At 42.0% G+C, this 24,024-nt stretch carries 18 protein-coding genes, 1 tRNA gene, 1 pseudogene and 1 CRISPR repeat array; of the genes and pseudogenes, 2 read left to right on the forward strand and 18 right to left on the reverse strand.

Annotation, left to right across the window (positions count from 1 at the left end; genetic code table 11):
- From FH976_RS11535 to FH976_RS11585, 11 genes and pseudogenes are all read right to left on the reverse strand, one after another.
- Positions 1 to 537: ParB/Srx family N-terminal domain-containing protein (locus tag FH976_RS11535; RefSeq protein WP_194091006.1), on the reverse strand; the 537-nt coding region annotated here is incomplete at its 3' end.
- Between the two features lie 206 nt (positions 538 to 743).
- Positions 744 to 3,299 (reverse strand): heavy metal translocating P-type ATPase, encoded by a 2,556-nt coding sequence (locus FH976_RS11540; RefSeq protein WP_228767419.1) that lies wholly within the window; start codon positions 3,297 to 3,299, stop codon positions 744 to 746.
- Entirely contained in the window at positions 3,292 to 3,633 is a 342-nt protein-coding gene (locus FH976_RS11545) for an ArsR/SmtB family transcription factor (RefSeq protein WP_194091007.1), read from the reverse strand. Before FH976_RS11545 ends, FH976_RS11540 begins: the two co-directional genes overlap by 8 nt.
- A 158-nt stretch (positions 3,634 to 3,791) precedes the next feature.
- A CRISPR array of direct repeats spans positions 3,792 to 5,919; the repeat unit is 28 nt; unit sequence TTTCTAAGCTGCCTGTGCGGCAGTGAAG.
- Between the two features lie 129 nt (positions 5,920 to 6,048).
- Positions 6,049 to 6,633: a type I-F CRISPR-associated endoribonuclease Cas6/Csy4 gene (gene cas6f / locus FH976_RS11550; protein WP_194091008.1), complete on the reverse strand. Its 585-nt coding sequence runs from the start codon at positions 6,631 to 6,633 to the stop codon at positions 6,049 to 6,051.
- Between the two features lie 9 nt (positions 6,634 to 6,642).
- Positions 6,643 to 7,626 carry a type I-F CRISPR-associated protein Csy3 gene (gene csy3 / locus FH976_RS11555; protein WP_194091009.1) on the reverse strand — a complete coding sequence of 328 codons (984 nt, stop codon included), beginning with the start codon at positions 7,624 to 7,626 and terminating at the stop codon, positions 6,643 to 6,645.
- 21 nt (positions 7,627 to 7,647) lie between these two features.
- A complete protein-coding gene (gene csy2, locus FH976_RS11560) occupies positions 7,648 to 8,625 on the reverse strand; it encodes a type I-F CRISPR-associated protein Csy2 (RefSeq protein ID WP_194091010.1) in 978 nt (325 codons plus the stop codon).
- A 1-nt stretch (position 8,626) separates the two neighbouring features.
- Complete coding sequence (gene csy1, locus FH976_RS11565; RefSeq protein WP_194091011.1) at positions 8,627 to 9,994, reverse strand: type I-F CRISPR-associated protein Csy1; 1,368 nt, start codon at positions 9,992 to 9,994, stop codon at positions 8,627 to 8,629.
- A gap of 15 nt (positions 9,995 to 10,009) precedes the next feature.
- A complete protein-coding gene (cas3f, locus tag FH976_RS11570) occupies positions 10,010 to 13,399 on the reverse strand; it encodes a type I-F CRISPR-associated helicase Cas3f (RefSeq protein WP_194091012.1) in 3,390 nt (1,129 codons plus the stop codon).
- Positions 13,396 to 14,403, reverse strand: a complete 1,008-nt coding sequence (cas1f, locus tag FH976_RS11575) for a type I-F CRISPR-associated endonuclease Cas1f (RefSeq protein WP_194091013.1) — start codon at positions 14,401 to 14,403, stop codon at positions 13,396 to 13,398. The genes cas3f and cas1f overlap by 4 nt, the downstream gene beginning before the upstream one ends.
- A 411-nt stretch (positions 14,404 to 14,814) precedes the next feature.
- Positions 14,815 to 14,917, reverse strand: a pseudogene (locus FH976_RS11580).
- A 198-nt stretch (positions 14,918 to 15,115) separates the two neighbouring features.
- Positions 15,116 to 15,192, reverse strand: a tRNA-Pro gene (locus FH976_RS11585).
- A gap of 196 nt (positions 15,193 to 15,388) precedes the next feature.
- Here FH976_RS11585 and smrA point away from each other — a divergent pair.
- Both smrA and rluF read left to right on the forward strand, forming a co-directional pair.
- Positions 15,389 to 15,970: a DNA endonuclease SmrA gene (gene smrA, locus FH976_RS11590; RefSeq protein ID WP_194091014.1), complete on the forward strand. Its 582-nt coding sequence runs from the start codon at positions 15,389 to 15,391 to the stop codon at positions 15,968 to 15,970.
- A 113-nt stretch (positions 15,971 to 16,083) separates the two neighbouring features.
- The gene (rluF, locus tag FH976_RS11595; protein WP_194091015.1) at positions 16,084 to 17,154 is read left to right on the forward strand and encodes a 23S rRNA pseudouridine(2604) synthase RluF; all 1,071 of its coding nucleotides are present in this window, start codon (positions 16,084 to 16,086) and stop codon (positions 17,152 to 17,154) included.
- A 42-nt stretch (positions 17,155 to 17,196) separates the two neighbouring features.
- Here rluF and ybaK read toward each other — a convergent pair whose 3' ends face one another.
- From ybaK to prfA, 7 genes are all read right to left on the reverse strand, one after another.
- The gene (gene ybaK / locus FH976_RS11600; protein ID WP_194091016.1) at positions 17,197 to 17,670 is read right to left on the reverse strand and encodes a Cys-tRNA(Pro) deacylase; all 474 of its coding nucleotides are present in this window, start codon (positions 17,668 to 17,670) and stop codon (positions 17,197 to 17,199) included.
- 140 nt (positions 17,671 to 17,810) lie between these two features.
- Positions 17,811 to 19,481: a bifunctional UDP-sugar hydrolase/5'-nucleotidase UshA gene (ushA, locus tag FH976_RS11605; RefSeq protein ID WP_194091017.1), complete on the reverse strand. Its 1,671-nt coding sequence runs from the start codon at positions 19,479 to 19,481 to the stop codon at positions 17,811 to 17,813.
- A gap of 211 nt (positions 19,482 to 19,692) precedes the next feature.
- Positions 19,693 to 20,544: a 3-deoxy-8-phosphooctulonate synthase gene (gene kdsA, locus FH976_RS11610; RefSeq protein ID WP_194091018.1), complete on the reverse strand. Its 852-nt coding sequence runs from the start codon at positions 20,542 to 20,544 to the stop codon at positions 19,693 to 19,695.
- 38 nt (positions 20,545 to 20,582) lie between these two features.
- Entirely contained in the window at positions 20,583 to 21,494 is a 912-nt protein-coding gene (locus tag FH976_RS11615) for a SirB1 family protein (RefSeq protein ID WP_228767420.1), read from the reverse strand.
- A complete protein-coding gene (locus FH976_RS11620; protein WP_194091019.1) occupies positions 21,494 to 21,874 on the reverse strand; it encodes a SirB2 family protein in 381 nt (126 codons plus the stop codon). The genes FH976_RS11615 and FH976_RS11620 overlap by 1 nt, the downstream gene beginning before the upstream one ends.
- A 46-nt stretch (positions 21,875 to 21,920) precedes the next feature.
- Positions 21,921 to 22,778, reverse strand: coding sequence for a peptide chain release factor N(5)-glutamine methyltransferase (gene prmC / locus FH976_RS11625; protein ID WP_194091020.1), 858 nt, complete (start codon positions 22,776 to 22,778; stop codon positions 21,921 to 21,923).
- 91 nt (positions 22,779 to 22,869) lie between these two features.
- Positions 22,870 to 23,958 carry a peptide chain release factor 1 gene (gene prfA, locus FH976_RS11630; protein ID WP_194091021.1) on the reverse strand — a complete coding sequence of 363 codons (1,089 nt, stop codon included), beginning with the start codon at positions 23,956 to 23,958 and terminating at the stop codon, positions 22,870 to 22,872.
- Positions 23,959 to 24,024 lie beyond the last annotated feature (66 nt).

Below are 24,024 nucleotides of genomic sequence, written 5' to 3' on the forward strand. Positions count from 1 at the left end.
ATAATCAATAGGATTACCGTTAACGTCAAATAACCATGTATTGCCATCTTTTTGCATTTGCGTCCAAAATTTATCCATACTCTTTATGCCACGGTAATCTTTTGCAACAATGACATTGATATGAAAATCTGCACCACCTTCCGACATTTCATAAAAAACATTAAACGTATGGTGACCATCCGTGAGGTAATAATCACCATCTGGCGCAATCACTACGGTTTTCATATCTTGTTTACGCTTGCCTACAGCTAATTTGCACGTAAAGCTTGAAGGGATATTCGGTTGTGCATTGTCAGATACTTCTTTAACCCCTTTTTGACCATTCGCTTCACACACTTCATCAAACATTTTCTTCCGATCAAATTGATAACGACCCAGCTTATACATTATTTGATCATATCCAACCGAAGGCTGAGTCGGGATAAGTTCGTGCAAACTGACATTAATAATATCACCAGTTTTTACATCGTTTGCGTATGATGCAGGCGAAAATAAACTTATAACCCCAAGCATCACCACGATAATTTTCTTGTTCATATGTGCCTCTAAATCGTGAATTAACAAATCAGACAAATAGAATAAGTCTAAATCATGACAAATAAATGTCGGGTTTATTTCGGATTAAAATTTTATTACGAAAAAAACGATTAAAAAGATAAAGCCCTTATAGAAAAGGGCTTTTTGCGATGGTTTACATTCTCGATGGCAATAACTCAAACATCGCTTTTAGGCTGTAGCAATAATCATTTTTTAGCCGCTCGTTTATGTGAAAACCGCAATAACCGTAGGCTGTTCAAAATCACAATGAGTGCTGCACCAGTATCGCTTAATACCGCCATCCATAGTGTAAGCCAGCCAGGAAAAATGAGCGCCAGAGCGATAGCTTTAACAGCAAGTGAAAAGACTATATTTTGCATAATAATGGCAGAGGTGAGTCGACTCAATGCAAAAGCATGTGGCAGTTTTTCTAATTGATCAGACATTAGAACCACATCGGCAGTTTCAATCGCTGAGTCTGTACCCGCGCCCCCCATCGCAATCCCGATATTTGCCGCCGCAAGAGCTGGTGCATCATTAATACCATCTCCAATCATAGCGATAGCGATACCTTTTTCTTGCCACTCTTCAATGACACTGACTTTATCTTCTGGCATAAGATTAGCACGCCAAGCATCAATGTTTGCCTCTTTTGCAATCGTTTTTGCAGTGCCTTCATTATCACCAGTCAACATCAGAGTATGCGTGATCCCAGCTATTTTTAGCTCTTTAAGCGCTTCAATAGTGGTACTACGGATGGTGTCGGAAATAGCAAATATACCCGCGACTTTCTGTTTGGTTCCCAATAGCACCAACGTAGCGCCTTGTAATTTCAGTTGTTCTATTTTATCACTCACCATGTTAGGTAGATCTATGTCGCTGAAGAGTTTTTCATTTCCAGCAAACCAAACTTCGCTATTTATTTCTGCCGTCTCCCCTTTGCCAGGAATCGTTTTTTGAGCTGAAGACGCCATTTCAGTGCCACCATGTTCACGAGCAAACTGGCTAACGGCGCTAGCAAGTGGATGGGTTGAATGTGCTTCAATACTTAACGCGATACTGAGTAATGTTTGATCATTACCACTAAATGCTTCCCAACTGGTGACTCGTGGTTTGCCTTCGGTCAGTGTTCCTGTTTTGTCAAATGCGAGGGCACGAATGGCGCCTAGTTTTTCAAGTGTGATCCCGCCTTTTACCAAAATCCCATTACGCGCAGCATTTCCGATCGCGGAAACAATAGCGACTGGCGTTGAGATAACTAATGCACAAGGGCACGCAACGACCAACAACTCAAGCCCACGATAGAACCACTCTGCCCAATCACCCAAACCAAGTAGTGGAGGTAGAAACATGATCAATAAAGCAACAATGAACACGACCGGTGTGTACACGACAGAAAACCGTTCAACCAAACCTTGCATCGGCGATTTTCGGCTCTGTGCATCCTCGACCATATGGATAATACGTGCCAGTGCCGTATCAGAGGCTGGGCGGGTGATCCGAACTTCCAGCACACCATTGTGGTTAATGCTGCCGGCGTAAACCTCACTTCCAATGGTCTTCTCTGCTGGGATAGACTCACCCGTAATCGGTGCCTGATTGACACTCGATTCCCCTTTAAGCACCACGCCATCAAGAGGTAAACGATCACCCGGCTTCACTAACATAACGTCGTCGGGCTTAACCTGAGACACCGGCATAGTGATCCATTTACCCTCATGATAAATGTTGGCAGATTCTGGTGCCAGCATCATAAGGCTGCGTATTGATTTACGTGTTTTTTCGATGCTACGAGTCTGTAGCGCAGTGCCCAAAGAGAATAGAAGCACGACGCTTGCGCCTTCCAGCCACTCTCCAATAATAGCGGCGCCAATGGCAGCGGAACACATGAGTACGTTCATATCCAGCGAACGGCTAAGAACCGCATACCAAGCACTACGAAGTGGTTTCAGTCCACCCGCGACAATCGCTACTGCATATAACAGAGTCGAAAATATAGGATCCACATTAAGGTAAGAAAGCATAAAGCCAACGACTAATGCGACGCCTGAAATAATGACATTACCTAGGCCATTGAACCGCCCAGATTGCTGACTAGAAGAGGCTTCAGATATAGGCTGAGCCTGATACCCTGCCTTTTTCACTTCAGCGAGGATTTTTTCCTGTAAGAGGTTGTGTTTGAGCGACATCATTCCGCTGGAAAAGTTGACAGTAACCGACTCTACACCGATCAGTTTTCTCATGTGTTTTTCGAGTGTTACCGCACAGGCTCCGCAATCCATGCCATATATTGTAAAGTCCTCTCCCGAATGATTTTGTACAAGATCCAATGAGAATCCGAGCTTTTTAACGGCATTCTCCACACTAGGTTGTGCGCTAGCTTCATTCAGCGAAACCTGCATTGTACCTGCACTGAAGTTAACCTCACAGCGAGTCACGCCTGCCATCTGTGTTAGACGGTTCACAATGGTCGTACTGCAAGAAGGACAATCCATACCACTCACAAGATAATCCAATAAAATATCGGTTTCTTGCTTTATAGCTGGTGTTTCAGGCCCGCATTTATCAGAAGAACAACAGCTATCTTCTTTCTTGCTCACTGGCTTTGATTGCTGAATAGACGGCTGATCTTTCGTTTTTTTGTCGACTATTTTATTAAACGAAGAAAAGGTAATATTTGGCTGTTTAGGCATTAGGTCAGCAGAGGGCTGCGATATTCTCTCTTCACAACAGGTTTGTGTATCACTATTTTTATTATTCATTAAATTCTCTCGAAATGAGTGCTGTATCCAACTCGCAGCAGCTTACGTCTGTTCCAATCTTATCCATCAGCACATCAAGCATGTTTAAGAAATCCAACATATACGAACCCGAAAGGCTGTAGTAGCAATACTTGCCTTCTTGACGACGTTTAATCATCCCGCATCCTTTCAGACAAGCCAGATGTTGTGAAATATTGGATTGAGAACTGGCGGTAAGTTCCGTGATCTCACCTACTATTTTTTCACCATCCTTTAGCGATAGGAGAATACACAGGCGATTTCTTTCCGCGACACCTCGGAGAAATTTCATTTCAGACTGTAGTTTATCGTTCATATAATTCACATTAGTGTTTAGTAATATGAATCATATTACTCACGACTAATGTTTAAGTAAAGAGTTTTGTGAAAAGCCTCTTCATCACCATGGTTTAAGAGATCACTACACTGTGCGGCAGTGAAGTGGATGAAAAAGCTAAGAGACCAGACGCTTGATTTCTAAGCTGCCTGTGCGGCAGTGAAGCGATTTGATATGTGTATCGCTTATTAATGACATTTCTAAGCTGCCTGTGCGGCAGTGAAGTGGGACTCCATTATACCATTAGAGCCAATGTGTTTCTAAGCTGCCTGTGCGGCAGTGAAGAACCATAAATAACAACGCCTATATGCTTCTTATTTCTAAGCTGCCTGTGCGGCAGTGAAGGGTTATAAATAACGTTAACGGTTGATAATGAATTTCTAAGCTGCCTGTGCGGCAGTGAAGCTTATCGGCTGCTGCAAACACTTTCCAAAAGCTTTCTAAGCTGCCTGTGCGGCAGTGAAGAAAGTAAAGCCAGATCAAGCAAAGGGGTTGGCTTTCTAAGCTGCCTGTGCGGCAGTGAAGCGCTGCTTCTTGAGCTGTGGTAGCCGCTGTTTTTTCTAAGCTGCCTGTGCGGCAGTGAAGACCTCGCATTTGTTGTTATCAACAATGTTAATTTTCTAAGCTGCCTGTGCGGCAGTGAAGGATGAAAGCTATGACTTATTTGATAAGTATGATTTCTAAGCTGCCTGTGCGGCAGTGAAGCTATGGTGGTCGAGGTTTAAGATATTGCGACATTTCTAAGCTGCCTGTGCGGCAGTGAAGGAATCGTTTGGCTCTGGTGACATTGACGTTATTTTCTAAGCTGCCTGTGCGGCAGTGAAGTTGCAAGTTTAAACCCATTGAAGCGCTAGCAGTTTCTAAGCTGCCTGTGCGGCAGTGAAGCACCTTTGACATTTGTTGTTGAATCGTGCCTATTTCTAAGCTGCCTGTGCGGCAGTGAAGTGATGCAGTACCGAAGTGTCATAACTAATCACTTTCTAAGCTGCCTGTGCGGCAGTGAAGACATGGCTGCAAGACCAAACCAATTCTATATTTTTCTAAGCTGCCTGTGCGGCAGTGAAGGGTTCATCATAGGTTTGCAATTGTCAGATTTATTTCTAAGCTGCCTGTGCGGCAGTGAAGAAATAGCTTTACTCGATAATGGTGCTCGCCTTTTTCTAAGCTGCCTGTGCGGCAGTGAAGGTTGAAATTTAGCATTTTTGTTTTTCCTTATTTTTCTAAGCTGCCTGTGCGGCAGTGAAGTATGGGCGTACTCAGATGCAACCCTGCTTGATTTTCTAAGCTGCCTGTGCGGCAGTGAAGCAACTCCCGCGTCGATAACCGTGGATGACGATTTTCTAAGCTGCCTGTGCGGCAGTGAAGATAAACATATTGATCGCCTTATTGAGTTAACATTTCTAAGCTGCCTGTGCGGCAGTGAAGGCGCAATGGGCCGCAATTTCACTGTGGTGCTTTTTCTAAGCTGCCTGTGCGGCAGTGAAGTCAGTTCCGATGTTTCACGCTCGAACTTCCGTTTTCTAAGCTGCCTGTGCGGCAGTGAAGTGGCATTACGGGATTATGTTACTAGTGATGATTTTCTAAGCTGCCTGTGCGGCAGTGAAGATTTAGCTTTCTCGCACTCGTACAGCCCAACATTTCTAAGCTGCCTGTGCGGCAGTGAAGTGAAGCACGATCGCCCACGGTATTTTTTGACCTTTCTAAGCTGCCTGTGCGGCAGTGAAGAGCAATCGCGTTTATTCCTATTTTGACCGCTTTTTCTAAGCTGCCTGTGCGGCAGTGAAGAGTTGATCCGCAACCTTACAACCGATAGATGCTTTCTAAGCTGCCTGTGCGGCAGTGAAGTGATATGCACATATAGATGAGCTATTTATAATTTTCTAAGCTGCCTGTGCGGCAGTGAAGGTTTTCCATTGTTTGATATAGTCAATGAACAATTTCTAAGCTGCCTGTGCGGCAGTGAAGTTACATTGTCTATAACTAACGGTATCCCTATTTTTCTAAGCTGCCTGTGCGGCAGTGAAGAGTAACAGGTAATAGCGCAGTTGTAGCAAGAGTTTCTAAGCTGCCTGTGCGGCAGTGAAGTTTTTAAGATGAGCGAGTGATCTACTTTCTCTTTTCTAAGCTGCCTGTGCGGCAGTGAAGAAGCTTGTAGTTCTTGGTTAACATTAGACGTTTTTCTAAGCTGCCTGTGCGGCAGTGAAGAAAGCCTCGAACAGCAGAATTAGAAATACCTTTTTCTAAGCTGCCTGTGCGGCAGTGAAGAGTAGACTAACAACATAAAAATAAGTTACAACAAGTGCTTACGTTAAAAAGGTTTATTTTACCTTCTCAAAAAAGTTCATTGTAACCTATTGTTTTTATTTGAAATTGTTAAAGACCTAAAATTAAAGGTTAAAACTTGGGTAAACATCCTTGGCTAGATAACCCATAACTATCAAAAGTAACCATATTCTCCGGAGTAACTTCAATCTCATTCTCACAAATAAACAAAGGGAAACGTGTCCCTTTGGTATAGCTTTGCATGTAAACAAATGGCGCTTTCGTGGTACGTATTTTAAATCCTGAAAAGTGAACCGTCGCTTGATCTAAGGTTTCATTGTGTCTTTTCATTCGACGTCTGATTTCTCGATCTTTGCTAGTCCGTACTTTTGGCCTTGAGTAACTCACTTGCTTTACCACGTTATCTGGCACAGGGCGAATACTTGACACATGAAGATAATCAGTAAAACGAGCCAACCACTTAGCGATATTTAATTGCTCAAGTTCCGACTCACTTTGTGAGAATAAGCGTAACTTTCCACCCAAACGACTTTTTTCCAGACTATATTGCGGAAATGCCACAGCAATAGAGAACTGGCCCATTGAATTTTTATGCTCTACCAAAGCCAAATGAACTTGATGGTAGAGTTTTTCCCACAAGAAATGGTGTTCCATCTCTTCACTGGGTAATAAAGTAATATCTTGAAAAAACTTCATTGGTTATCCTTATTCGCCAAAGACTCCACCACGGATCAGCATTGCCATTACATAATGTTTTTGTTCAAGCTCTGGCTCTTTATCTTTGATCATCCAACAATCTAGCAAATTATAGAAATCATTTTTCTGTTTTGGTTGACGATATGCCGCACCGCGATTGGTGACGGACCCGTACGGTTCAACTGCAATAGGGCCTACTTCTTCAAATTCAGGGTGCCATGTATCAATGGTGCGAAGTGCATTACCAATTTTTTGTGAGTGCATTGCGGCTTGACCATCAAGTTGATATAAGAATTTGCTCTTATCACCTTTACTTCCGCCCATAACGAGTTCTTGGGACGGATACACCATCTGTCCTTCACCTAACTGACTATAAGCTTCTATTTTAAGCAGTGCATGTTGGTCGGTTAAACCGTGTTGGATAACAGTCGCTAATTCTGATACTTGTGCGTTATCAGAAAAATCACGCAGGCTAAAGTCATAGCTATTAAATTCAAATTTTTTCTCTTTGGTCGAAACCACCACTTTGACCGCTTCTGCGCCCACTCGGTTACGCCATAAAAAACGTCCACTGGCAATGTTATAAGCGTAACGCTTAGCGAGTTCGCTAAAGCTTTCTGTTTGTTGATAGCTTTTCACCTTTTCCGCTAACGCTGCTTGATAGGCAGGGCTATTACAAGTTGAAGGGATATGTAAATCGCTTAATACTCGTAGAGTAAACACTAATTTTAATGTATCAGCTGCATGTGTAAGAGCTGCCACATCGACAGTTTGCAAATTGGCTTTAGATACCTCTGCATCCAATTTCAGTGGATCATTTGCTATCGCCGCTTTTTGTCGATTTGAAATAGTCCCGCGCACCGCTTTCTCGCCCACATTGATCGGTAGCCATTCATTTTGTGCCCAGTTACCCGCAAACATTAAGCCATCTGATGGAATAAGTTTGGCTTCAAATGCCAATACTGATGGGGTTTTTAGTTTTACATCTGCCATGTTTAATTCTCCGTAAATTGTTTAATAATCTAAATCAAACGTTTCGTTGTCGAGTTCTTCAATAGTGGGAATATGCGTTTGTATCGGTTGCGATTTGGCTAAATACCAAGGGTAATGATGTTCATAACGCCATACACCTTCGCTGATATGATTAAGGGCATGAACACTGCGCCATTCCGCCACACTGTAGGCCGTTTCGGCAAAAACAACGGGTACGTTTTTATCACGCACTTTCGCCACTTCACCTGCAGAATAAACAGGAGAAATAGCGCAATAACCGGCTGCAATAGGAACTAAATACCCCACCTTGGGTTTTGGCTTAAATGTCCATTTTGCTTTTATTGCTTGCTCTGTATCGGTCCGTTCTTCTGATGTATTTTCTCTCGTGGCTTGATATTTGAGCTTGGAAAAATCACACCAAGCATCAAACAAACTGACCTCGGTATTTTCTTGGCACAGAGCTTGGTAATGATCAGAAAGGTAATCACTGCGATCCACTAAAGCAAAGCCCGGCATTAATCGACGCAATGCTTGTTTTTGATCTTGCTCTGTCACTAAAATATCTAGGCTTTCAACATTTAAGATTTGTCCTCCGGCGACACGTAAAGTCGGAATGATTTGGTTTAACTGTGCCAGCATGTCTTGTTTCGTCTGAGCGTCGCCAGCAATATGACCATGCAACTCGATCAATAAAGACACTTGCATATTCATGCGACCCTCTTCGTTAATCGGAGCGGTATTTCCTTGTTGAGTTAATGGGTTGCGCGTTAAGGCAAAAACATAATCGCCCCACCCTTTAGGCTGTCTGGCATGGACTATGTTGTTATGACTGACGACGGTAACGCCACCAAGGGAGACTTGTAAGCTGGGATTTAACTTACGCGACAACGCATGAGCAAAACCAAGAAAATTCGTTATAGCCGGAAAACCATATGTTAACCCTGCGATGGCATTGGCATTTTGAACTGACAATTTTTTAATCAAGAGATAATGTTGCATGCTAAGCTTTCTCCGCTATTGATATGCCGCGTTCAAAGCGTTTTAATTCTTTCAAAAACAGTTTGCTGAAATAATTTTGTTCCACATCGCCTAATACATAGCCATCTTTGCTTTTGAGTTGATAGGTTAACCAGCGAGCAAAATCTTGCATCACCACCAGCAACCATTCGCCTTTTTCTCGTTCAGTTTGAAATTTTGAGTTGAGGTTATTGATGTCTAGCCATAAGCCATGCTCTGCTTTTAATACGCATTCTTCATTGTTTGCCCAACCCGCATGATCCGATAAGCTTTGTATCATTGCAGCATGATTAAGCACGGTATCAATGATTGGGCGCACATAATGATAGTCACGCTGGTAGCGAGTGTTGAAGTTACTTTCTTGCTCAGTCAGCCCTTCGAGGAATGTTTTAAACTCACGTAATAATCCTGCTGATTTATAACTTAACTGCCGATTAAAGAAACTCGTGCTAGTCAATGGTGGTTTTGTTTGAGCTTGGTATCTAGGAGGAGCGCAGTTCAGCAAAAAGCTTTGTCCATAACGCTCACTATTTAACTGCGAAATATTTTGTGGTTTAGAACCACCAAAATTTTGTACCGCGGTCGCTGGAAAGCTTTGTTCTAACTCTCCATGATAATGCCCTTTGCGGCGCGCATCGCGGATCTCTTTAGATTCCCCAAAACGTGTCGAAGTCACTTGCCGATGCATTTCATGTGCCATGGAAGATGAAAATAAAGGACACAGCAGGTGGTATTGCTCGACTTGATCCTCTGTCTGTACTGGTTGAATATCACCAATTGGAAAGTAAAGTTGTTTGGTCAAGGTGTGCGCAGAGACATCTAGCTCACCTAATCCCAATTTAAACCTAGATTGCCACTGTTTCAATTGAGCTTGATCTTGACTAAAGATCACTAATGCTTCCATATGATTGTGTTGTAATTGCGTAATAAGGCTTTCACCGTTAATCGTAATTTTTAGTAATTTTGCCACGTCTAATGCCGCCGCATTTCCCACTGCATCAATCGCTTTATTTGGCAAACTCGCGGTTGTAAGGTAAGCATCGTTCTCTATATTGAATTCACTAACCAATACACTGCTTGCTTTCGCATCACTGTGAGTGAATTTTGCTGCATGTGTGGCTAAGCTGATCTGCTTGGCACGCTTTGCTGCATCTGTGATCCATACGTTAGGCTTAAATGTAGCTTCAATTGGCGCTGACTTTTCTGCATAATCCGCTTTCGCTTGTGCAAGCATTACCACATCATCTGTGCTATTTAAGATCTTATCGCGAACCTTTTGAAGCGGTTCTAACTTGGTCTGTTTACGTTGCTCGATATACTCAGCAATCGCCCCACTTAAGGTTAATTCCATTCAATTTCCCTTCTACTATTTTGATTCATAAACACCCAACTGAGGATGCCAATGCCAAGGTTTTTCGGCACCTTGTTCATTTGAGGTGCGTAAATTAATTTCACCGAATTTATCACTCACTATCTCAACGGTACTGTTCATCCGTTCCGCTAATTGCTGATATATTTGTTCAATATTATCATCAAACCACCAATAGCATCCCCTGGCTAGCTGGCAATTATCTAATTGAAAATGACTATTTTGTGGGGTGTATTTATAGGGCTTACGGGTGGTGTCCAGTTGATACCAACCCAATTCAGTCTCATCGATTAACCTTAGAACAAAAGCTTCTTGTAAATGAGACTGGCGGAATGGGGTTTGTTTTATAAATTCCGCATTCCACGCGGTATCGGTTTGCCACCACAATGAGGCTTCTTTATAGCTGCGATAAAAATCAGCTCCTGCTTTATTTCCGCCGACAGGAGATAAAGCAATACGCAGTGCACGATGCTCTTGTAGCCCAAAATTATTCACAGGCATGGCTTTACCGCGGCTATTTGTTGAAGTATCTACTTTGCGAAAGTTATTTATTTGATTCAATATCTCAGGCTCAACAATGCGCGGGATAGCAGAAATACTCTCTAACTCATTGGTTATTAAGTGATGAAGATCATGCGTTGCCAATGGTAATACTGAGCTTTCAAATCCCGGCTGACAATAAGCGGATGGTTCACCTTTTAACGCACGTATATTTTGGCTAAGCACCATTAAGTTGGCGTGCTCTGGCGGTTGTTGACGATGACGTTGCACACGGCCAGCAAGTTGAATTAATGAACGCAACGAGCTCGGTTCTGCTATCGCCCAGTCATAATCATGATCGCGCCCCACTTCAACCACTGACGTTCCAAGTACCACGAAAATATTATTTTTAGTATTTGTCTTTTCCAGTACCCGCTGAATTTCAGCTTGTTGCCAGAGTTGTTGGGAGTCGTAACGCGTTAAAGTGACATCTAATCGATTTTCTTTATTCGAGCGTAACGCCAAAGGAAACTGAGAATGATAAACGCAAAAGTGCAGGCTGTAATTTTCGTGCGGTGACATAGCTGTTAATAATTTCGAGACTGCAATCATCGGGTTGATATTGGCTATTCTCACCACCCCAACGGACACTTTTCGTCCATCACCGTTAGTGACATTATGCTTATCATGCAGTGCGTGTATCTGCTGGGATATCGTTGTCGCAACAGCTTGATACACTGCATGATCACCGTTACTACGAGAGTCTTCCGTGACCGGTTTCACATCGACCGACACTAATTGTCCTTTACGCAGCGCTTGTTGGCTTCCTGCTAATTTTTTTACCCGATCAGCAACAAATGATCGATGCTGCTGTATAAATAACTTTTTACTTTCAGGTTCAAAAATCTCACTTTTGAATTCATCAATCCAAGCACAGATCACCGAACTGTCTTTAATTTCAGCGAAATTGGCTTGATTGAATTGTTGTCGTCCGGCGGAATAAGACTCAAATAGCGTTGCAATTAATGATGGTGGCAAGGTTGCAGACGATAACAATACCCGAGCGCCCAACATGCCGGCCCAATTCACTAAACGGCATAATGCTGGCATGTCTTCTAAACCAAAATCATCAGGTTCATCCAAAATTAAATCAGAGGTGAGTAAGCGCAACATGGGAGCAATTTGTTTTCCTCCTCGTTGGCTTTCTGTTGCGGGCATTAAATGGTCAATAGTGCTGACTAAAATAGGCGCACTGATCAACTGCTCTAGCTTAGGATTTCCGGCTAACCAATGCTTTAAGCGACCATCATAAATCTGGCCTTCATAACTGATAAACAGTTGCTCAAATAAATCATCTGCCGAATCACTCCCTGAAGGATTTGGTTGCGTTTTGTGTTGATTCAGTTGATGTAAGGCTTTGACTGCTTGTGAGCCAATCAATACCGCTAATTCATCATCACCTAATTTAAGTAAATCTCGATAGGCATCACCGGTTTGCAACGTTAATGTGCGTAAGCCTAATGCCACCGAAAAACGACACCCTTCACGCTCATCCGATAAACCATACATGATGCGAGCATTTGCCATGGTTTTACCACAACCAGTCGACGCCATATTCACGCCAAAGAAACCTTGTCGCTCACTGGATTTCGCGATTGTTTTAGCTAATTTGAATGCTTTTTCCTGCCAATGATATTTGGAATTATCACTACGACGAGTAAACAATTTATGCTGTGCTAAAGTCGGCAGGGTATATTTCAAAGAAGGCAAATTTTGAACAAATCGTTGAGCGTTAACCGACACGCCAATATTATGTTCATCGAGTTTTTGTTTTAGTGCATAGTCGCTCGCACTGGCCTCTTGTCGATCGGTATTAGCAAAGGCTTGGTAATCTCGATCACGCCACGTTGCTTTCGATTTTTCAATTGGTAGAGAAGAATAATAGTGATCCGCCAACATCAAAGATAACCGTGATACATGAGCCACAAAACGCTGTTCAAACCACGTCTGATCCGACAATATCATTGGGTAGTTCAATGCTCGCTGTGCAATTTTTTTCGCTTGTTGTTGCCAAGGTTGACTAAGTAAAGGCGTACCATGGCTAAACTGCCAATTTTGCTTTATTAACCGCGGCTCTATGTTGATGAGATCCTTGGCATTAGCTGAGTTCCAATGGCAATCAAAACAACGAGCTAACCACTGATCGATAGCTTGTATATTTACCTCATCAACATTAGACACGGGTAAACGGTGATGTGACACAATTAACCATGCCACCAGCTTGGCGAAAGGGGCAAGTTGAGTAAACGGACGATGATGAGTTTGTTCATTATGAAGGTCATTCAGTACTTTTTGCTCGGTATCTTGATAAGTCTTATCGATATTGGCAAGCTTGGTCAGCCATTGCAGATCGGTGAAATCATTAGCAAAAGCTTCAAATAAGCGCAGTGATACCCATTCATGACGATACGGTTCGCCTTTGGATTCTGTCAGCCCTTTGAGCTTCGCTTGGAATAGATCATTGGCTTTGCCAAAATCATGAAATAACGCAGCAATACCTGTTGCTAGCACAATCGCTTCATTTAAGTGCCAACCACTTTCCCATTCTTTATGGTCTAAATTAAGTTGTGTTCGGTTTACTGGCACTACGCCTTCACTATTAAATTTCAGCCGATTTCCCACTACCCACAATAATTGCGTTCTTGAACGTGAGCGGATCCAATGGCAACTGACGGCGGTGCTACGGCTGGCAGTTTTGCGTAACATCTTCTTAACCGTGAGCAATCCATCTTCTGTGATCAAGGTTTGCCAAGTGTTGTCACCAATTCGATTGGCAAAGGCATCCAGTACTCGACGTGTTTTTTTAAGCGCCTTTTTTTCACATTGTGATACAAAAGTCACCATCATGATTCGGTACCCTCTTGATCCTCAGTTTGATTTTTCTCTATTTTATTACGCTCAGATAATGCGATATTTTTTACAGTATCAAACATATAATCCAGTGCTTTATTATCGGTGAAGGCTTGCAGGACTTGTTGTCTAAATTCTTGTTCACTGGCTTGTTCTTTGGCGCAAATAAAAGCCCAGGGAAGCACGATGGCATCTTTGATTAAATCGGCAACATCAAATACCAAGGCGCCACGGCGAGTTTTGCCATGCATGACGGCAAAGCCATGTGGGATCCCCAATACCCAAAGCGTACAGGCGGCCAAACCATAGGCTAAATAGTTACCATGATTTAAGAAGTCGTTAGCAAGATCAGTAGATTGATGTTGACGTTTAAAATTGGATTGTTGGGTGGCGTTGGCAGCGTATTTGTATAAGCGTTTGGTCAATTGAGCCTCGGTTAACAATAATTCACTTTGTTTCACCGCGTTGTCGGTACGCAAGTAAAAATCGTCTAAGAAGCCTTGGATCTGCTTATCATTAAAATCAAAGCCTTCCATCTTCAACTCTCGATTATTGCTCCATACTTTTTCTAAATATTTAATTCTGGCCAGTTGAAAGCTTTTTGCGGCGGCGATCCGCTTTTGATCATCAAACCAAAACTGCATCCAACCTTGTAGGTATTCGGTTGGTCGATATTCACTTTGTGGGGTAAACCATTCGATCGGCTGTTCTGCATCGTTTGCCATGTACAACGGCGTGCCTCCACCACCAGAAAACCCCACCAATACGCCCGCCTGTGCCAACATTCTCATGGCGGCTTGAGTGATCGAAGTACCGTTACCCAAAAGCAAGACAGTGGTATTCGCAATGGGAATATTAAAGTACTGGTTTTCATGTTTGGATTCGGTGAGATACAGCACTCGTCCATCTTTTTGCATCACGCGACAATACTCAAGATAATACATATTGGCGCGCTTTGAATGTAATATGGTTTTTAAATCCGACGGGCTAAAATCGTCCATGTTTTTCTCTTGGTAAGTTAAGTCAAAAAATATTATTAACTAACTCAAGAAATAAATCTTAGATCTGTATGCAAATTTGATTTAGTAGTCTGAAATTGACGAGCACACTGTAGATATAGAGGAAAGCAGATCCTAGAATAGTAGGATGAATTACGATTTTCACTTAAATACATTATCGGCACACCTATACGTTACTGTGCCAAATTTTTTACAAAAAAAACGAAAAGCCTTACTAGATAAGGCCTCGCGTCGTTATAAAGTGGTCGGTGAAGAGCCCGTATTTGAACATCGGTGAACTCCCGATCCTCTGGTACGTTTTTTGTTTTCAAAGCTCGATGTGCTACCAAACTGCGCTATTCACTGAGAGCTAAAACGCAAAAAGCCTCACATTTCTGTGAGGCTTTTTAAAAGTGGTCGGTGAAGAGCCCGCTTTTGAACATCAGTGAACCCCCGACCCTCTGGTCCGTTTTTTGTTTTCAAAGCCCGATGCGCTACCAAACTGCGCTATTCACTGAGAGTTAAAACGCAAAAACCTCACATTTCTGTGAGGCTTTTTAAAAGTGGTCGGTGAAGAGCCCGTATTTAAACATCAGTGAACCCCCGACCCTCTGGTCCGTTTTTTGTTTTAAAATCAGATGCGCTACCAAACTGCACTATTCACTGAGAGCTAAAAACACAAAAAGCCTCACATTTCTGTGAGGCTTTTTAAAAGTGGTCGGTGAAGAGGGATTCGAACCCCCGACCCTCTGGTCCCAAACCAGATGCGCTACCAAACTGCGCTATTCACCGAGATTTAATCAACAACTTGTTGCTGACTAAGATGCGTATATTACGGATTTAATTAGCGATAGCAAGGCCTTTAAAGCAATAAACCTAAGAAATTCAAAAATAAAATTTAATCGATTAATTACTAATCAAGATGCATTCACATATGCCACCAAGTCGCTATAATTTGCACATCATTCTCATTCAATGGAGTCATGATATGAATGACGATAACGATTTAGATTTATTCCAACAGATGATGAGTGATGTAAAACCCATCGAACAAGATACTACCATTCGCACGAAAGAACCTTTAATAACTGAAGCGCATTTTGCTCGTCGTCTTGCGGCAGTTTCGTTATCTGATCAATACGACGAATATCTGTCTTTAGATAATGCGCCGATGCTGCAACCTGACGCTATTTTGGAATATAAAAAAGATGGGATCCAAGATGGGGTATTTCGTAAATTACGTTTAGGCAAATACCCAATTACCGCTAAACTTGATTTACATCGTCGTACCCTTGCACAAGCAAGAGATGACGTGATTTCGTTTTTACGTCAAGCTCAACGTTTAGATACTCGTAGCGTGTTAATTGTTCATGGTAAAGGTGAGCGCTCTAACCCACCCGCATTAATCAAAAGCTACCTTGCGACTTGGCTAGAACAAATCGCCGATGTCATGTGCTTTCACAGTGCACAACCATTTCATGGTGGTTCTGGCGCTGTTTATGTATTGATTAAGAAAAGCGCTGAAATGAAACTCGACAACCGAGAACGTCATCAAAAACGCATGAGTTAATCTGTTTATTTTTAACACAAACTGTTAGACTCCAGCGCCTAATTCGACTTAAACGATAAACAACATTTCTTCGTTTAAGTATTTCCGTTGTGAAACGTCAAAGAGAGATCATTATGACAACGCCTCCTTCTGCTATTCGTTTAAATAAATACATCAGTGATTCTGGTTTTTGTTCGCGTCGTGAAGCCGATAAGCTTATCGAACAAGGACGCGTCACGATCAATGGCTCGATTCCTGAAATGGGTACAAAAGTACTGCCAACCGATGAAGTGATGGTTGACCATAAGCCGGTACGTAGCAAAGAAAAACCGATTTATATCGCACTGAATAAGCCCACTGGCATTACTTGCACAACTGAACGTCATGTTGAAGGCAACATCATCGATTTTATTGGTCATCATAAGCGTATATTCCCGATTGGCCGCTTGGATAAATCGTCTGATGGTTTGATTTTCCTGACCAATGATGGCGATATCGTCAATAAAATCCTTCGCGCGGGTAACTCACACGATAAAGAATATGTAGTGCGTGTTGATAAACCCATTACGGAGGAGTTTACTGAAAAAATGTCTTCGGGCGTTGAGATTTTAGATACCGTCACTTTGCCATGTAAAATCACCAAAGAAACGGATTTTTCCTTCCGTATGGTGTTAACACAAGGCTTAAACCGCCAGATCCGTCGTATGTGTGAAGCGCTAGGTTATGATGTGTATAAATTACGTCGCGTGCGTATTATGAATATATCCATTGATGGTCTACCCAATGGTAAATGGCGCTATTTAACCGATGCCGAAGTAGCTGAAATTCATGAGATGATTGAAGGTTCAGTAGGGACAAAAGAAGCGTCAATGGTGGATGCTGACGGGCACACAATGACCAAAGCTACCGATGCAAAATTGCACGATGCACGCCTACAGGCGAAAGCCGAAAAAGAACGGGAATTTGCTAAGCAACGTGAGTCCTCAAGTGAGCAACAGCCACAGTTTAAAACTTACCGCGGTAAAGGTGAATTTGAACGTAAAGCTCGCCCAAATAAAGAAGGTGAGCGCTCTGGTGGCAATCGTAGTCGTAATCAAGATAAGCCAAGCGGCTCAAGCCCGACTAAACCAGCAGCAAAAAGTTCTCGCTTTGGTAATTCAAATAGCAGCACTATCAAAAAATGGTCACCGAAAGGCAAAGCGTAATAGAATTAATTATTGAGGCTCGGATTTCGGGCCTCCCTTTCATTATCCACACAAATCCACAAATTTAGCACGCGTTAACATCGCCAAATCATCTGGTGTTAATTCAATCTCTAATCCTCGCTTACCCGCTGATACACATATCGTTTCGAATTCTTGTGCACTACTATGAATGAAAGTCGGCAAGGCTTTCTTTTGACCTAACGGACTAATACCTCCCACCACATAACCTGTTACCGTTTGTGCGATCTCAGGATTTGCCATTTCGGCTTTCTTAGTGCCTGCGGCTTTCGCGGCTTGCTTAAGATTTAGCTTGTTTTCTACTGGAACAATCGCCACGGCAAGATTCTTAGCTTCGCCATTTAAACAAAACAATAAAGTCTTAAAGACTTGAGCCGGATCTTGGCCTAATGCTTCTGCCGCTTCCAATCCATAGCTCGCGGCTTTTGGATCGTGGGTATATTGATGAACGGTATGAATGATTTTTTTCTTTTTAGCGAGATTAATAGCCGGTGTCATGGTTCAATCCTTGAAGATATTGATTTAAACGAGTGATGACCAATAAAAAGCAGCGCCCTATTATGACACTGCTTAGGAAGTTAACAAATTAGCTTAGTAAGTTAACAAATTATCGTCGCCTCAATAGCAATTAAATTTACTTATTGATATTGAATTTCACCTTTCGGTTCGTAGTCTGACACTTTGATTGGATTGTGCTTTTCTAAATAATCTTTTAATACTTCAGCATCAACAAAGCCAGTATTTACGAATCCTTTTTTATCGGTAATTTTAGGATAACCGTCGCCACCCGCGGCGTTAAAACTAGGTACTGTAAAGCGATACATTTTATTAGGATCGAGCGCCTTGCCACCAATTTTCACATCACTCACTTTGTTATTAGACACCGTCATTGCGATACCTGCAAACTGGACATAAGCTCCTGAATCTATAGGCATGGTTCCTACTACATTGAGATAATCAAGCACATCACTGCCTTTCATATCAATATAAGTCACGATATTGCCAAACGGTTGTACTTTCAATACGTCTTTATAAGTGATGTCGCCAGCTTGAATCGAATCGCGAACGCCACCAGAATTCATGACTGCAAAATCAGCGTTCATGCGTTGCATATGTGACAGTGCAATCAAACGACCTAAATTGGTTTGCTTATAACGCACCACATTTCGGTCACCTTCAAGTTTGCCATCGGTATAAGAAATTTTTACATTCAACTTCTCTTGACCTTTTTCTTGATAAGGCTTTAAGAACTGATGCAGATCGGCATCTTGCGCTATTTCATTTTGTACAAATACTTTTTTCGACTTGCCATTCACATCCACTTTTTTCTTCAAATTCACCGGAATAAGGTCATAACTTACCATATTTAATTGGCCGTTTTTAAACTCAAAATCGGCGCGTCCAACATATTTCCCCCATTCATGGGCTTGTACGATCCAAGTGCCATTTTGCTGATCAGGAATACAAGATTCACCCGGTTTATAATCCAGATTACGATGATTATCGGACTCCATACACACAGGTTCTTGTGAATGGCCACCAACGATCATATTCAATTCGCCCTCTGGTAAATAACGAGCTAGCGTCACATCACCCGGCGCGTTGATTCCACTGTTGCCATTATCGTAATGCCCCATGTGAGTTACGGCAAAAATCAGATCCGGTTTCTCATGGGATTCAAGTTGCTCAATCACCTTTTTAGCTTCTGCTTTAGGATCTCTAAACTCAATACCACCAATATATTCGGGATTGCCAATCTTAGCCGTATCTTCCGTGGTTAAACCAATGACAGCAATTTTGATGCCTTGCTCGTCAAAAATCTCATACGGTTTGAATAAACGTTTACCTGTTTTTTTATCATAAATATTGGCAGATAACATTGGGAAATTAATCCAATCACGCTGCTTCATTAATACCGAAAGTGGGTTATCAAACTCATGGTTACCAACCGCCATTGCATCGTAACCAATCTTATCCATGCCTTTAAAATCAGGCTCCGCATCTTGTAAATCTGACTCTGGAACGCCAGTATTGATATCACCGCCAGAGAAAAGTAAAACACTTCCACCTTCTGCTTCCACCTCATGACGGATACCGTCAATCAATGTTTTACGTGCCGACATACCATATTCACCCTCTTCATTTTGCCAAAAGCGACCATGATTATCGTTAGTATGAAGAACCGTAAGTTTATAAGTCTTATCCGCCAACCATTCATGTTGAGTCGATGAAGTACTGAGGGAAGAACATGCCGCAAGAGAAGCGACCGCGAGTGCAATCGTTGATGCTTTAAATACAAACTGTCTCATTATAAATACCTACTTAAAATGGATAACGCAAAAGGAAAACCTAACTCTCAAGGTAATGAAAATAGTCTAAACCATTTCATTCATTTCGGTATCTTCAGCACAAAATTTTGGTAAGACGATCACAAGGATAAAACGATAAGCTACGGATGAGAGATAAAAAAATCCAGTGACCTAAATCACTGGATTTGATAATGAATATGTTTAATCGAAATTAACGAATATCAATGTACGCAAAGCTTTTGATAAGATCATCAAGGTCTTTCATTTGTTTAAGGAAAGGTTCTAGCTTATCCAGTGGCAATGCTGATGGACCATCACAACGCGCTTGATCAGGATTTGGATGTGCTTCAATAAATAAACCCGCAATCCCTGTCGCTAAACCAGCTTTTGCTAGCTCAACAGTTTGCTCACGGCGGCCACCAGAAGCCGCGCCAGAAGGATCACGCATTTGTAATGAATGCGTCACATCAAAAATGATTGGGCTACCATTTGATGATTTTTTCATTACGCCAAAGCCAAGCATATCCACGACTAAGTTGTCGTAACCCATGCAAGATCCACGCTCACAAAGAATGATTTTATCGTTGCCACATTCCGCGAATTTATCCACGATATTACCAACTTGATTTGGGCTCATGAATTGTGGTTTTTTCACATTAATAACCGCACCCGTTTTTGCCATCGCTTCAACAAGATCGGTTTGACGAGCAAGGAAAGCAGGAAGTTGGATCACATCCACGACATCAGCAACAGGTTGAGCTTGAGCTTCATTGTGAATATCAGTAATAATTTTCACACCAAAAGTATCTTTCAACTCTTGGAAAATTTTCATACCTTCATCCAAACCAGGACCACGGTAAGAATGCACAGATGAACGGTTCGCTTTATCAAACGAGGCTTTAAAAACGTAAGGAATACCTAATTTTTCGGTCACTTTTACGTAATGCTCACAAATTTGCATAGCAAGATCGCGAGATTCCAACACATTCATACCAGCAAAAAGGGTAAATGGTTTGTCGTTCGCGACAGGGATATCACCCACTTGTACGATTTTCTGTTGCATAACTTTTACTCCGTCAATCAAGATTTATATCTTAGACATTAATGTATGGTGGTTTGCTCGCGATTTAACGCAGACACCTGAACCTTTAACACTTCTATTGAAGGGTCTTCTGGGCAGTTATCAATAAAGTATTGGAAATCTTCAGCTGCCATTTGATTACACTCAAGCTGCTGATAAATAAAGCCTCGGTCACGAATTTCATAAGGATCATCAGGCGCAAAGCTGAGCGCAATATTGGCACATTCTAACGCCATGGAATACTCGTCTTCATGCATCAATGAACCTTTGGTCACTGCAAGCCATCGACCAAGAACGGTTGGATTGTCGGTCTCCATTAAATGCTTTGATTGCAATCGTGCTAATGGACCGTCATAGCCAATTAACCAAGCGCGCAATATCGACTTAGTTAAATACTCACCATTAAAAGGGTTCACATATAACGCAGGTTCATTAGCCCATTTTAACTTAATGATAAATTGGCTAGGGAACATCACAGCTTCCATCGGAAAATCAAGCTTCTCACCAAAATACAACAATAAAGCCCCTAAACTGACAGGGATACCTTTACGACGTTTTAATACGGTTTCAATAAATGTATTTTGTGAGTCAAAGAAGGTTTCATGATCTCCTTGAAATTCCCATTGATGATAGAAATAGTGCAAAAAATCTTCAAATTTTTGTTTTTGAATACTCTCTTGGTCATGTATGTCATCTGCTGGAATGCCACAAGTATCACTCAATGAATCACTTGAATGAGCTAAGGCCTGCTCTAGCTCAGTGAACATTTGCTCTAATGATGCTTTTATCCAAACCGTATCTGATGAAGGGTTAATCAAAGAATTCAGTTCAATCGCGCCCTCTAGCAGGCTGACTTCATCTAAATCTTGCTCAAACAGATCCATTTCATCGATTTCAGTCCCATCATCTTCTTCTAAAAATTCACTAGACATTACCAAGTAGGCACCTTAGTTATGGCAAGGTGAGCTGCCCAATACAACCAACCTAATGCACCAAAGAAAGCAATGCTACGGATCAATTTAGTTTTACCCAGTTTCAACGCTATAAAACCTAATGCAATATAAACTAATACGCAGGTGATTTTTTCAGTTAACCAAGGGGCAGCAGGAGTAAACGGAATAAATCCCGTAATAAAAATCAGTGCAATACCACTGGCTAGTAACACGGTATCAACAATATGCGGCGTTATTTTTAGCCACTTTTTATGCAACACCGATGAATCCATCATCATCAAAATATAGCGTAATGTCAGCAAAAAGACGCTCAACGCAATAGATAATAAATGAATATGCTTCAATGACATATATAGCATAATTTTCCTTTCTCCATTAATTCACATAATTTTAGGTGAATCTTAATTAAGACCAGCAACCTAGCGTTACTCGATCGTTATCCCCGTAATCTTTTTCAGTACTCACTTGATGATAACCAAGTTCAGTGAGCATATTTCGAACTTCAGCGCCTTGCTCAAATCCATGCTCCATCAGTAACCAACCTCCATGATGCAAGTGCTGGCGAGAGTGTTCGGCAATATAACGTAAATCCGCTAAACCTTTTTCTTGTGCCACCAAAGCCGTTAATGGTTCAAAACGAACATCACCTAAAACCAAGTGAGGGTCGTGCTGATCAATATAAGGTGGATTACTGACGATACAACCAAATTGGGCTACATCACTTAATGGTTCAAACCAGCTGCCTTGCAAAAAGTGAGCATTGGTTAAATTCAGTTTTTGACCATTCCGAATCGCCAGTTGTTGTGCTTCTGGCTGTAAATCGACACCTATCACCGTATGAGATGGCAACTCGGATGCAAGAGCCAGTGCTATTGCGCCAGTGCCCGTCCCCAAATCTAAAATATCGCCCTTAATATTACGTTCAGTTAATAACGCAATTTTATCTAAAGCCAACTCCACCAAACGCTCAGTATCCGCGCGTGGGATCAAGGTTGAGGGTGACACCTCTAATGACAGAGACCAAAACTCTCGCTCTCCCACTAAATAGGCGACTGGTTTACCTTCAATGCGTTGTTGTATCAAAGCATCAAACTTATGCTGTTGCTCGATCGTTAATTCACGCTCTGGCCACGTTAATAAATAACTGCGAGGTTTATCCAGAATATGGCACATTAATACCGCCGCATCTAACGAGAGCGTATCGCTACCACTATTTTTTAAAGCTTGGGTAGCTTGTTTAAGGTGCCATTCAATCGAGTTCATAGATTCTCACTTTTATCTACTTAACCTTACTATCTACTTCACCTAGCTATCTATTTAACTTCGCTCTCTTTAACTTAGTTCTCTGCTTCACTTAATTTTGTTCAGCAAGTGCCGCAAGTTGATCGGCTTGATATTCTTGAATAACAGGATCAACCAAACTTTGCAGATCCCCTTCCATTACTTCGGCTAGGCGATATAAAGTTAAGTTAATACGGTGATCCGATACTCGGCCTTGTGGATAGTTATAAGTACGAATACGGTCACTACGATCGCCAGAACCAAGTAGATTACGACGAGTATCCGACACTTCAGCCGCTCGCTTCGCCATTTCAGCTTGAGTAATACGAGCCGCTAACACGGTCATCGCTTTCGCTTTGTTCTTATGTTGTGAGCGCTCATCTTGACACTCAACCACTGTTCCCGTTGGTAAGTGGGTAATACGGATAGCAGAATCGGTGGTGTTAACGTGCTGACCACCCGCCCCCGATGAACGGAAAGTATCAATTTTAAGATCAGATGCTTTAATTTCAGGCATTTCAGCTTCAGGAACTTCCGCCATTACCGCTAAAGTACAAGCTGAAGTATGAACTCGACCTTGAGATTCTGTCGCAGGAACACGTTGCACACGATGACCACCAGATTCAAATTTCAATACGCCGAATGCACCATCACCAACGACTTTAGCGATCATTTCTTTAAAGCCACCTTGCTCTGAAATGTTGCTGCTCATCACTTCAATACGCCAGCCTTTTTTCTCTGCAAAACGGCTATACATTCGAAATAGATCACCTGCAAAAATACCGGCTTCATCACCACCCGCGCCAGCGCGAATCTCTAAGAAACAGTTGCGATCATCATTAGGATCTTTAGGAATCAATAATATTTGTAAATCATCGGCTAAACGTTCAATCGTCGCTTTTGCCTCTTTGATTTCATCTTGTGCCATTTCACGCATTTCAGCATCATCTTCTTGCGCCATTTCTTCGGCAGCAATGAGATCATCTTGTGCTTGTTGATAGGCCTGAAAGCATTGTGTCACTTCTTCTAATTGTGAATACTCTTTTGATAGCGTACGGAATTTATTTTGATCGCCAATCACACCAGGATCGCCTAATAAATGCTGCACTTCTTCATAACGCTCAACCAGCGTTTCTAACTTGGTCAAAATTGACGATTTCATAATTTTATCTTAACTGTGAATGTTGCTATTGATAGGGAGCTGTTAATTGCGTAGAACTGTGTTTGA

The sequence above is a fragment of the Vibrio hibernica genome, assembly GCF_015223435.1.
GTDB classification, from domain to species: Bacteria; Pseudomonadota; Gammaproteobacteria; order Enterobacterales; family Vibrionaceae; genus Vibrio; species Vibrio hibernica.